The following is a 10,646-nucleotide window of genomic DNA, read 5'->3' on the forward strand; positions in this document are numbered from 1 at the left end:
TTCTCGGGAGCTAATAATATTGGTCCAGTCCTTACCGGGACAGGTTTCGGACAGGAATTCCCGCGGTAACCCCCGGCCATGACGAACCTCGACGACACCCCGGCCGCGAAGCTGGACGAGTTCGTGCTCGCCCGGCTCGCGGAGGACGAAGAGCGCGTCCGCGAGGGCGAACTGCCGCTGCTCGACGAGGCCGAGCGGCGGGGCAGGCTGCGGATCATGTACGCCGACGACGGCGACGGGCTCATCCTCGCCGGCGGGCCGGTCGAAGCTATGGAGGACCGGCACCCGGTGCCGTTCGCCGAGAAGGCCGAGTTCCTGCGCCGCGAGATCCGGGACGTCCACGACGACGCGTCCGTGAAGCTGATCGCCTCGGTGTACGAGGCCCACCCGGACTGGCAGGACGGCTGGCGGCCCTGAGGGTTTCAGGGCCCGCCGGAACGGGAACGTCCAAGCATGTCAGGAACCCTGCTCACCGACGTGAAGGCGATCCGCGAAGCGGCGACGCCCCTGCGGAGCCCGCAGGACCTCGACCCGCTGGTCCGGCGCCTCGCGCGCGCCCGAATCGTGCTGCTCGGCGAAGCGACCCACGGCACCGCCGAGTTCCACCGGTGGCGCGCCGAGCTGACGAAACGGCTGCTGGCCGAACGGGACTTCTCGTTCGTCGCCGTCGACGGCGACTGGGCCGAGTGCCACCGGGTGCACTGCTGCGTCGCCGGGGCGCCCGGCGCGCCGAACGACCCCGGTCAGGCGCTGTGGGGCTTCCGCCACTGGCCGACCTGGCGGTGGGCCAACGAAGAGGTCGCCGAGTTCGCTCGCTGGCAGCGCGCGTTCAACGCCACCGGCGACGGCGTCCCGTGCGGCTTCCACGGTCTCGACGTCCACAGCCTGGGGGACTTCCTGCGCGGCGTCCTCGATTTCGTCCGCCAGCACGAGCCCGACCGGCTCGATGCGACGATCCGCGCGTTCCGCTGCTTCGAGCCCGACGGTGACGATCCCCGCGGCTCCGCCGGGCTGGTGCCAGAGAACCGCCGCGAGGAGGTCGTTCGCCGGCTGACGTCGGCCCGCCCCGGGGTGCCGGGCGCCGAGGGCTACTACCGGGAGCTCCTCCACGGCGGAGCGCGGGCCCGCAACGCCCGCGCCACCCATCTGAGCGACACCCTCGACCGGCTGCTGCGGGCGTACGGCCCGCGGTCGAAGGCCGTGGTGTGGGCGCACAACACGCAGGTCGGCGGCACCCTCGGCGGGCTTGCGCGGGAACGGCACGCCGCCGACGGCGTCGTCACGGTCGGGTTCGGTACCCACCACGGCTCGGTGATCGCCGCCGGCCACTGGGGCGGGTCGGTGCGCCGGATGACGGTCGAGCCGGCGCACCCGCACACCTGGGAGGGCGTGCTGCACGACGCGGTCCCCGACGAGGACAGCTTCTTCGTTTTCGGTGACGACGACGCCTGGGCGCACGAACCACGCGAGCACCGCGCGATCGGCATCGTGCACCGCGGTGGCGGCTACGTCCCGGCCGCCCGCTACGACGCGTTCGTCCACTGCGACGAGACCACCGCGATCACCCCGTTGCACCACTGGGAGCCGGAGGAGGACCCGCCGTTCGTCCCGGCGCAGACTTACCCGCGTGGTGGATGACGGACGGCTCGTCTTCGCCGACCGCGCCGACGGCGGGCGGCGGCTCGCCGGCGAACTGCTGCGCCGGCGCTGGGTGTCGCCGCTCGTGCTCGGCCTCGCCCGTGGCGGTGTGCCGGTGGCCGCGATCGTCGCGCGCCGGCTGGGCGCCGAACTGGACGTCGCGGTGGCACGCAAGATCGGCGCGCCCGGGCGGCCCGAATTCGGCGTCGGCGCGGTCACCCCAGAGGGCCCGGCGATCTACGACGAAGCCTCCCTGCGCCGGTTGAAGCTCACCGCGGCCCGCATGGCGCGGGCGGAGCACCGGGAACGCGCGGAGGCACGCCGCCGGCTCGAGCGCTACCGGCACGGCCGTCCGCCGGCCGCGCTCGACGACCGCGACGTCATCCTCGTCGACGACGGGCTCGCCACTGGCGTCACCGCGACGGCGGCCCTGCGTGACGTGCGCGCGAGGAACCCGCGGACGGTTGTGTTCGCGGCACCGGTCGGCGCCCCGGGCGCGGCGGCGGGGTTGCTGCGCGAAGCCGACGACGTCGTCTGCGTGACCGAACCGCCGGACTTTCGCGCCGTGGGTCAGTGGTACGCGGATTTCCACCAGACGAGTGACGAAGACGTTCTCGATGTGCTGCTCCACCTGGGGGAACGGCCTGGTTGACCGGATCGGCGGCGGGGTACCACCGGGCGGGGGCACCGACGGATGGGCAGGCGCGGATGATCGAACGGGACGGGCTCGGCGCGGCGGCGCGCGGGCTGAGGCAGTACCTGCTGGCCGTGGCGGCCGAGCTGGACGCGCCCGCTTGGTTCTGCGAAGTGGATGCCCCCGCGACGGCGTACCTGGCGCTCGAGCGGCGGCTCGCGCGGTTCCCGGACCACGAGACGGCGCTGCTGTGGGACGAGCGGGACGGCTGGGCGGCCGCCGTCGAGTCGGCCACCGGCGAGGACGTGGTCGTGCTGGCGTACCTCGGCGTGGATGTGCTGCCGGCACCGGAAGCGGTGGTCGCGTTCGTGGCCGGCCTCTACGGCGACGACTACCCGGGCCAGCCGGAACCCCCGGACTTCCGGAGACCCGGGGCCCCGGACGGCTTCGACGAACGCCTCGCCTCCTACGCGAGTGACGAAAACGTCTGCCTGCCCGAGGGCCAAGCCTGAATCAGCGCGCCGGCAGGACGCAGAACTCGTTGCCCTCGGGGTCCGCGAGCACGATCCACGGGTCGTCGGGCGGGTCGTCGAGGACCTTCGCGCCCAGCATCACCAGCCGCTCGACCTCGGCGCGTTGATCGCCTTCCGCCGGCGCCAGGTCGAGGTGCAGCCGGTTCTTCACCGACTTCCCTTCGGGCACCGGCTGGAACAGCAACGCGGGCCCGTCGTCGAAGTCGAGCTGCCGGTAGGTCAGTCCGTGGGAGTCGGTCCAGGTCCGGGATTTCCCGTGCCCCAGCGCCGCTTTCCAGAACTCTGCCAGCAGATCGGGCCGGCGGCAGTCGACCGCCACGGCCAGGATCTTCGTCATGCCTGGGCCACCACCCGGTTGATCGCCTCGGCGACCAAGTCCGGTTCGCAGACTGTCACCGTCAGCCCGGGGTGGCGGATCAGGCCCCACGGGTCGATGCCGCGGACCGGCTCCCGGAAACGCAGGCACACACCGCCTTCGGTGGTCGTGCCGAACGTCAGGCCTCGGTCGGCGAGCGACAGCCGGACACCCAGCGCGCGCACCGGGCTGAACGGCCCGCTGACCTCGGCGCCGGCGACGTTGCCCAGCGGGGTCGTCACGAGCCACGGCCCGAACCGCACGCGCAGGCCGTCGGCGTCCAGCTCCAGCCCGCTGTAAGCGCCCAGCGCGCGGCGCAGGCGGGGGAACCGGACGCAGAAGTCGGCGTGCAGCCGGTAGTGCACGACGACGGCGGGCTCGTCCACCGCCGCCGAGTCACCTGTGGTCACCTGGTGCACGACATCCTCCTTCACGCGGCCACCGGCCGCTGACGCGCCGAAACCGCGCGGGCCCCGGCGATCCCGAGGACCAGCCCGGCGATCGCGGTGAGCCCGTGCAGCACGTTGTCGGCCCAGTTGACGTTGATCGGGTCCTCCGGGGTGCTGAACGCGGTGGCGAGTACGCCGTACGCGGTCATGCCGGCGAAACCGGCGAACAGCACCCAGCAGTAGATGACCGCCCCCGCTTTTCGCGTCGCGGCGAGCAGCCCGAGCACCCCGACCGCGGTGTGGACGAGGTTCAGGAGCACGCTCGCGCTGAACAGCCCCACCACCCGGCCGGTGGTCACGTGGCCGACCGTCGCCGTCTCCGGCGTCAGCCACCCCGCGATCCCCAGCGCGAGGTAGAGCAGCCCGAGGACGGCGACGACCGGGCGGAGCCACGTCGCGCCGGTCCGGGCGCGGGTCTCGGCGGACGTCATGGAAAGCCTCCTTTTCCCTGACGGCCGGATACCCGGCGAACCGGACGGGAAACCGGCGGGTGGAAGGGGCCGGACGGCGGCCCGATGGTCCGCCGCCCGGCCCACGGCCGGGACCCGCGCCGGTCCCTGCAGCCGCGGCGCGGGCCCCTGGTCTCAAGGGGAACGCCAGTCGTTCCCGTCGTGGGCGGTGCCGTGCTGGGCACCCATCAGGAGCAGGCCGCCGTCGACGACCAGCGACGTGCCGGTGATGTAGCCGGCCGAGGGCGTCGCGAGGAACGCGACGGCGGCGGCCACCTCGGCGGCGTGACCGGTGCGTCCGAGCGGGATGCCGGGCCGCCGCTGCTCGCCCGGGTCCGCGTCGGCCTGCCCGGTCATCGGCGTCGAGATTTCGCCCGGCGCCACGGAGTTCACGGTGATGGCGTGCTCGGCCAGCTCCAGGGCGAGCACCTGCGTCAGCGCCCCCGCCCCGGCTTTGGCGGCGCAGTAGGGCGCGGCGCCGACGCGCGGGACGTGCTCGTGCACGCTGGTGATGGTGATGATCCGGCCCCCGCGGCCGGCATCGATCATGTGCCGTGCGGCGCGCTGGGACAGGAGGAAGACCCCGTCGAGGTCGACGTCGAGGACTTCGCGCCACTTCTCGTAGCTGAGGTCGAGCACCCGCTGGCTGCTGCCGGTACCGGAGCAGTTGACCAGAACGTCGATGCCGCCGAGGTCGGCGGCGAACGCATCGACGACGTCGGCGGCTTCGGGCAGGCGGGTGAGATCGAGCTGCCGGACGTGCGCGGTCGCGCCGTGCGAGCGAACCTCGGCGGCGGTTTCCTCGGCGCCTTGGGCATCGGAGTGGTAGGTGATGCCCACGTCCAAGCCCCCACCGGCGAGAGCGACCGCGATGGCGCGGCCGATGCCGGAATCCGCGCCGGTGACGACGGCGCGCCGCGGCGAGGCGGCGTCGGACGGCAGTGGCGCCGGGAGGGACATGGGGCGGTCCTTTCGTTCCCGGTCGGCTACCACGTCCTTCCCGGACTAAACCAGGAACAGCCGGCGCCGAATCGAGTGTGTGTCCTGGCTTCGGCCGGGTAACCGCGCCGTTCCCCGAGCTGAAGGAGACTCCCTTGAGCAAGCCGAATCCGAGCAAGGAACTCGGCGGCTGACCGGGCGCGGCCCGGGCGGGATGCCGCTCGCCCGGGCCGTCACAGCCGAACGCGAAAAGTACGTCTACAACAGCGAACTGATCGCCGCCCGGGGTGGGGTTACCGCGCCCAGCTCTGCCACCGCTCGGCAGACCTCCGCCGGGTCGATATGCTCCAAGCACGGGTGGCCCGGCACGGGGCACACGCGGGCCCGGCTGTCCCGGCAAGCAGCGCCCTGGTCTCCCAGCAGCACCACCGGAACGCCGTACGGCGCCCACCGCGCCGCCGGGACCACTGGGGCGAACAGCGACACCACCGGCGTTCCCGCCGCCGCGGCGAGGTGGGCCGGGCCGGTGTTGGGGGCCACCACCACCTGCGCCCCCGACAGCACCGCCGCCAGCTCGGCCAGCGATGTCCGGCCGCCGAGGTTGACCGCCGCTGTCCCCGCCACGCCCGCCGTCAGGTGCGCCTCGCCCGGGGCGCCCGTCACCAGCACCCGGTGCCCCTCCGCGGCCAGCGCACGCACCACCCGGTGGCTCCAGGCCGCCGAAGGCTGTCGAGCCGGCACGGACGCGGCCGGGTGCACCACGACGTACGGGCCGCCGCCGGTCAGGCGGGTGATGGGCGGCAGCGGGCGCCGCAGGGCCAGGGCGCCGTGGTCGTCCGGCGGCAGCGCGTACCCGGCCGCCTCGGCCAGCGACAGCATCCGGACCGGCTCCGGCGGGTCGCCGTCGACGCGGTGACGGAGGTCGAGCAGGCTGCCCGGGTAGTCCTCGGAGATCGCGCCGATCCACGGGACGCCGGCCTGCCGCAGCAGCAGCGCCAAGGGCAGCGGCGACTGGTGGAACGACGTCAGGATCAGCGCCCGGTCGAACGCCTTCGCCCGGATCAGCGCGACGAACTCGCCGGTGTCCTCCGCGGTGACCGGCGGCGGCGCGGGGTCGATCCACGGTGCCGTCCACGTGAGCACCTCGTCGACGCCCGGCAGCAGCTCACCCGCGGCGCGCCCGTGCGGCCCGGTCAGCAGCGTCACGTGCGCCGCTTGCGCCGCGACCGCGCGGAGGCACGGCCCGGCGAGCAGGACGTCCCCGAGGTTGTCCTGGCGGGCGACGAGCACCCGGCTCATCCGGCGACCCCGGCGACGCGCAGCGCTTCGGACAGGTCCCGCGCGACGGCCGCGTGCCGGCGCGCGCGGGCGATCTCGGGTTCGAGCGTGCGGGCCGTCGGCACGAGCACCGCGCGCGCCCCGGCGGCCAGTGCCGCGTCGACGTCGGCGCCGGTGTCGCCGATGACCACGCAGGACGCGGGGTCGACGCCCAGCTCGTCCGCCGCGCGCAAGACCATGCCCGGCCGCGGTTTGCGGCAGTCGCAGCCGTCGCCGTCGTCGTGGACGCAGACCTGCCACGTGCCGAACGGGCCCAGCAGCTCGTCCACGCGGGCGTTGACGGCGGCGAGCTGGTCCGGCGCGATCAGTCCTTTCGCGACTCCCGACTGGTTGCTCACGATCCCGACCGGGATGCCGCGGTCACGCAGTCCGCGCACCAGGTCGGCGGCGCCCGGCACCGGGCGGACCCCGGCCGGGTCGTTGAGGTACGGGACGTCGACGATCAGCGTGTCGTCCCGGTCGAACAGCACCGCGACCGGCGGCCTCGGGCGCCGCGCCGCGATCTCCCCGCGGACGCGGTGGTAGCACGCGGCCGGCGGGATGAGCGCGCTCGTGACGGCCATCCGGGCCACCTCGCCCGGCGTCCGGGGGCCGGGCAGGATCCGGCGGGCAGCGAACTCCGCCGTCAGCCCAGCCCAGATCCCGGCGGCTAGAACAGCCTTTCCGCGCTGCCGCAGCACCGGCAGCGCCAGCGCGGCGAGACCGGCCACTGTGGACAGTGCGTGCAGCCCGAGCCGGCCCTGGCCCGCGCCGGTGCGCTGGCGCCAGAGGACGCCGTGCTTGGCTCGCATCAACGCGTTGTCCGCGTTGCCGCGCTGGGCTTTCAGGCTGTAGAAGAACCCGGCGCGGCGGGCCGGGTGCGTCGTGAGCCGCTCGCCCTGGTCGATCCGGTGCCCGGCGTCGGCGACGCGCAGCGCGAGGTCGGAGTCTTCGCGGAACGCGCGCGGGAACCGCTCGTCGAACCCGCCCACCTCGACGAGCGCGGCGCGCCGGTAGGCCATGTCGGCGGTGATCCACCGGGCGGTCTCGAGGCCCGCCGTGCTGCGCTCGTCATCAGTCGGACGGCGGTCCGCGGGCAGCGGGACGGTGATCCGTCCCTGCGACGCGGCGACTTCCGGCGGCAGCCACAGCAGGTCTTCGGCCAGCTGCCGGGGCCAGTCGGGCGCGAGCACGACGTCGTCGTCGACGAAGGCGATCCACTCGCTCTTCGCCGTGCGCCAGCCGAGGTTCCGCGCGGCGGCCGGGCCGCGCCCGCCCGAACGCAGGACGCGCACGCCGCCCGGGACGTCCAGTTCGGACCCACCCGGGCGGTCGTCGACGACGAGGATCTCCGCCGGTCGCGGGCCTTCGCCGCCGAGCAGGGTGTCCAGCAGTGGCCGAAGCGTCTCCCGGCCCGTCGTGGGGATCACCACGGTGTAGTCGAGCGAAGCAGTCACCGGACCGGGCTACCCGCGTGGTGCCCGGTCAAACGGCGTGTCGATCGCGGGCGCGCGGGTAACCGGGCCGGGACGAGAAGGAGGTGCGGATGATCGCGGGGACACTCGAAATCCGGAACCCGGCCGACGGCAGCGTGGTGGGCAGCGTGCCGACCGTGGGCGAAGACGAGATCGACGCCGCCTTGGCGCTGGCGAACGAGACGCGGACCGCGTGGGCGCGGACGCCGGCCGCCGAACGCGGCGCGCTGCTGCGCACCGCGGCCGAACGGCTGCGGGCCCAAGCGGACGAACTGGCCGCCGCGAACGAGGCAGAAACGGGCCGGCCGCGCGACGAAGCCCGCGAAGGCGTGCTCGCCGGCGCCGGCACGCTGGACCAGTACGCGGAGCTCGGCCCGGTCCACCGCGGGCGCAGCCTGCTCGGCGACCCGGGCGCGACCGACCTGATGGTGCCGGAGCCGCGGGGAGTGGTCGTCGCGCTGACGCCGTGGAACGACCCGGTCGCGGTCGCCTGCGGCCTGCTCGGCGCGGCCCTGGTCACCGGGAACACCGTGGTGCACAAGCCGAGCGAGCGCGCGCCGCACACCGGGCAGCTGCTCGGGCAGATCCTGGCCGGGGTGTTCCCCGGCGGCGTGGTGCAGACCGTGCAGGGCGACGGCGGGGTGGGGGCGGTCCTGGCGATGCGCGCCGACGTCGACGTCGTCGCCCACGTCGGCAGCACGGCGACCGGGCGGTCGATCGCCGCGAGCGCGGCCGCGACCGGCGCGAAGACGCTGCTCGAGAACGGCGGCAACGACCCCCTCGTCGTCGACGCGGACGTCGACCCGGCGTGGGCGGCGGGCCAGGCGGCGCTGGGCGCGTTCGCCAACTCCGGCCAGATCTGCGTCGCCGTCGAACGGATCTACGTCCACGAAGCCGTCGCCGACGCTTTCCTCGCCGCGCTGGTGAAAGAGGCCGAAGCGCGGACCCTCGCGCCGCTGGTCGACCGGCGCCACCGCGACCACGTGCACTCGCACGTCGCGGACGCGGTCGAGCGCGGCGCCCGGGTGCTGACCGGGGGAGCGTTGCCGGACGGGCCCGGCGCGCACTACCCGGCGACCGTGCTCACCGGGTGCGCCGCGGACCTGCGGGTGATGACCGAGGAGACGTTCGGCCCGGTGGCCCCGGTCCAGGTCGTGCCGAGCTTCGACGAGGGGCTCGCTCAGGCGGCGACAGGTGACTACGGGCTCGCGGCGACCGTGCTCACGGCGTCGATGGCGAACGCCCAGCGCGCGTGGCGGGAGCTGCCGGCCGGGACGGTGAAGGTCAACAACGTCTTCGGCGGCGCGCCCGGCGGCGCGGCCCATCCCCGCGGCCGCAGCGGCAACGGGTACGGCTACGGGCCGGAGCTGCTCGACGAGCTCACCCAGACGAAGCTCGTGCACGTGGCGCCGCCCGGATGACCGACCGGAACGACCGAGACCGCCGCCCGGTCCGGCTGAAGGCGGGGGACGAGGTCCGGCGGGGCCTCGCCGCCGCGTTCGGCACGGACGCCGACAGGCACGACCGGACGCCGTGGGGCTGGTTCGCCCGCGCGCTGCGGGTGCCCGGGCGCGAACGCCGGATCCTCGTCCAGACGGCCAAAGCGACGCTGGCCGCGACCGCGGCGTGGCTGCTGGCGACGCTCGTGCTGAAGCTGCCGCAGCCGTTCCTCGCGCCGTACGCGGCCATCTTCCTGGTCGAGGCGACCGTGTATCGGTCCCTGCGCGGGTGGCTGCAGCAGGTCGGCTCGGTGGCCAGCGGCGTGCTGCTCGCGGCCGTGGCCGGTCAGCTGATCCCCTGGCAGGCGGTGGCGTTGGCGGTCGTCGTCTTCGTCGGCCTGCTCGCGGGCAGCTGGCGGCGCTTCGGCGACGCCGGCGTCTGGGTCGGCGTCACCGGCATGCTGCTGGTCTCCTACGGCACGGCCCGCGACCTTTCGCTGCTCGGCGACCGCCTCCTGGAGACGGCGCTCGGCGCGGCCATCGGCGTCGCGGTCAACACGCTGATCTTCCCGCCGCTGTACGGCGAACGCCTGGCCACGGCGGCCGACCGGCTCGCGACGGCGCTGGCCGGTCTGCTGGAGTCGCTGTCCGACGTCGTGCGCCACGACGAGCCGGGCGAGCTCGACGACCTGCTGTCGCGCTCCCGCGACGCGCGGAGCCAGGTGCTGGCCGCGGAGGAGGCGGTCGGCCTGACGCAGGAGGGGCGGAAGCTCAACCTGCGCCGGGGCCGGCCCAATTCGGGCACGCACCACGAGCGTCCCCTGCGGACACTCATCTCCCTCTGGCCCGCGGTGTCCCAGCTGGTCGCCGCGGTGCGCACGACGGCGAGCGGGGCGGGCCGTCACCCGTTCGAGTACCCCTGGCCGGACGCGCGGGATTCCCTCGCCGACCTGATGCACCTGCTGGCGGGTGCGGTGCAGGCCGTGGCCGTGGCCGGGCAGCCGGTCGACCTGGAGGAGTGCCGCGCGCTGCTGGAGAAGCTGGAGGAGCGCTTGGTGACGGCGGAGGAGGACGGCGTCCCGGCCCGGCTGGGCCTGGGCACGATGATCCTTCCCGCGCGCTTGCTCGTGGAGCAGCTGGAGAACCGCTGAGCCGGCCCGCGGTCACGGGATCGCGAGCGCCTCGGCTTCCGCGCGGTGGCGGCGGCAGGCCGTGCAGACCATCGTCTGGCCCAGCAGCGATCCGTCGCCCGCGACCAGCCGGGCGACGTGCAGCGTCGGCAGGCCGCACTCCTCGCAGGGGATCGGCTTGCTGTCGCGGCTGATCATGACTCGGTTCGGCATCGGTGGGGCCCCCTGACGGGTTCGAAGGTCTTGCCCGGCTACCCCGTGGCGTGCGCCTCACTCGTCCGGAGCAAG

The 10,646-nt window shown here is 74.5% G+C and carries 13 protein-coding genes; 6 read left to right on the top strand and 7 right to left on the bottom strand.

Annotated elements, in window-relative coordinates; genetic code table 11:
* The first annotated feature begins 78 nt into the window (after positions 1-78).
* The 4 genes from ACZ7OH_RS34330 to ACZ7OH_RS34345 are packed head-to-tail and all read left to right on the top strand — an operon-like array spanning position 79 to position 2,784.
* A complete protein-coding gene (locus tag ACZ7OH_RS34330) occupies positions 79-417 on the top strand; it encodes a hypothetical protein (protein WP_400893185.1) in 339 nt (112 codons plus the stop codon).
* Positions 418-453: 36 nt separating this feature from the next.
* Positions 454-1,638, top strand: a complete 1,185-nt coding sequence (locus tag ACZ7OH_RS34335; protein WP_470284645.1) for an erythromycin esterase family protein — start codon at positions 454-456, stop codon at positions 1,636-1,638.
* Positions 1,628-2,290: a phosphoribosyltransferase gene (locus ACZ7OH_RS34340; protein ID WP_470284646.1), complete on the top strand. Its 663-nt coding sequence runs from the start codon at positions 1,628-1,630 to the stop codon at positions 2,288-2,290. Before ACZ7OH_RS34335 ends, ACZ7OH_RS34340 begins: the two co-directional genes overlap by 11 nt.
* A gap of 56 nt (positions 2,291-2,346) precedes the next feature.
* A complete protein-coding gene (locus tag ACZ7OH_RS34345) occupies positions 2,347-2,784 on the top strand; it encodes a DUF6292 family protein (protein ID WP_400893190.1) in 438 nt (145 codons plus the stop codon).
* A gap of 1 nt (position 2,785) precedes the next feature.
* Here the strand turns inward: ACZ7OH_RS34345 and ACZ7OH_RS34350 are convergent, their stop codons facing one another.
* The 6 genes from ACZ7OH_RS34350 to ACZ7OH_RS34375 all read right to left on the bottom strand — a co-directional run bounded on the left by ACZ7OH_RS34350 (position 2,786) and on the right by ACZ7OH_RS34375 (position 7,771).
* Positions 2,786-3,142 (bottom strand): VOC family protein, encoded by a 357-nt coding sequence (locus tag ACZ7OH_RS34350; protein ID WP_470284647.1) that lies wholly within the window; start codon positions 3,140-3,142, stop codon positions 2,786-2,788.
* Positions 3,139-3,579 carry a hypothetical protein gene (locus ACZ7OH_RS34355; RefSeq protein WP_470284648.1) on the bottom strand — a complete coding sequence of 147 codons (441 nt, stop codon included), beginning with the start codon at positions 3,577-3,579 and terminating at the stop codon, positions 3,139-3,141. Before ACZ7OH_RS34355 ends, ACZ7OH_RS34350 begins: the two co-directional genes overlap by 4 nt.
* Positions 3,580-3,590: 11 nt before the next feature.
* Complete coding sequence (locus ACZ7OH_RS34360) at positions 3,591-4,040, bottom strand: DUF4383 domain-containing protein (protein WP_470284649.1); 450 nt, start codon at positions 4,038-4,040, stop codon at positions 3,591-3,593.
* 153 nt (positions 4,041-4,193) lie between these two features.
* Positions 4,194-5,018 (bottom strand): SDR family oxidoreductase, encoded by an 825-nt coding sequence (locus tag ACZ7OH_RS34365; protein WP_470284650.1) that lies wholly within the window; start codon positions 5,016-5,018, stop codon positions 4,194-4,196.
* A gap of 237 nt (positions 5,019-5,255) precedes the next feature.
* The gene (locus ACZ7OH_RS34370) at positions 5,256-6,296 is read right to left on the bottom strand and encodes a glycosyltransferase family 9 protein (RefSeq protein WP_470284651.1); all 1,041 of its coding nucleotides are present in this window, start codon (positions 6,294-6,296) and stop codon (positions 5,256-5,258) included.
* Entirely contained in the window at positions 6,293-7,771 is a 1,479-nt protein-coding gene (locus tag ACZ7OH_RS34375) for an HAD-IIIA family hydrolase (protein WP_470284652.1), read from the bottom strand. The genes ACZ7OH_RS34370 and ACZ7OH_RS34375 overlap by 4 nt, the downstream gene beginning before the upstream one ends.
* 89 nt (positions 7,772-7,860) lie before the next feature.
* On the opposite strand from ACZ7OH_RS34375, the gene ACZ7OH_RS34380 reads away from it, so the two are divergent.
* Both ACZ7OH_RS34380 and ACZ7OH_RS34385 read left to right on the top strand, forming a co-directional pair.
* The gene (locus ACZ7OH_RS34380) at positions 7,861-9,210 is read left to right on the top strand and encodes an aldehyde dehydrogenase family protein (RefSeq protein WP_470284653.1); all 1,350 of its coding nucleotides are present in this window, start codon (positions 7,861-7,863) and stop codon (positions 9,208-9,210) included.
* Positions 9,207-10,379, top strand: a complete 1,173-nt coding sequence (locus ACZ7OH_RS34385) for an FUSC family protein (RefSeq protein ID WP_470284654.1) — start codon at positions 9,207-9,209, stop codon at positions 10,377-10,379. Before ACZ7OH_RS34380 ends, ACZ7OH_RS34385 begins: the two co-directional genes overlap by 4 nt.
* Before the next feature lie 12 nt (positions 10,380-10,391).
* Here ACZ7OH_RS34385 and ACZ7OH_RS34390 read toward each other — a convergent pair whose 3' ends face one another.
* Positions 10,392-10,571: a hypothetical protein gene (locus ACZ7OH_RS34390; protein ID WP_470284655.1), complete on the bottom strand. Its 180-nt coding sequence runs from the start codon at positions 10,569-10,571 to the stop codon at positions 10,392-10,394.
* Positions 10,572-10,646: the final 75 nt, after the last annotated feature.

It is taken from the genome of Amycolatopsis sp. NPDC114478, from assembly GCF_055633805.1.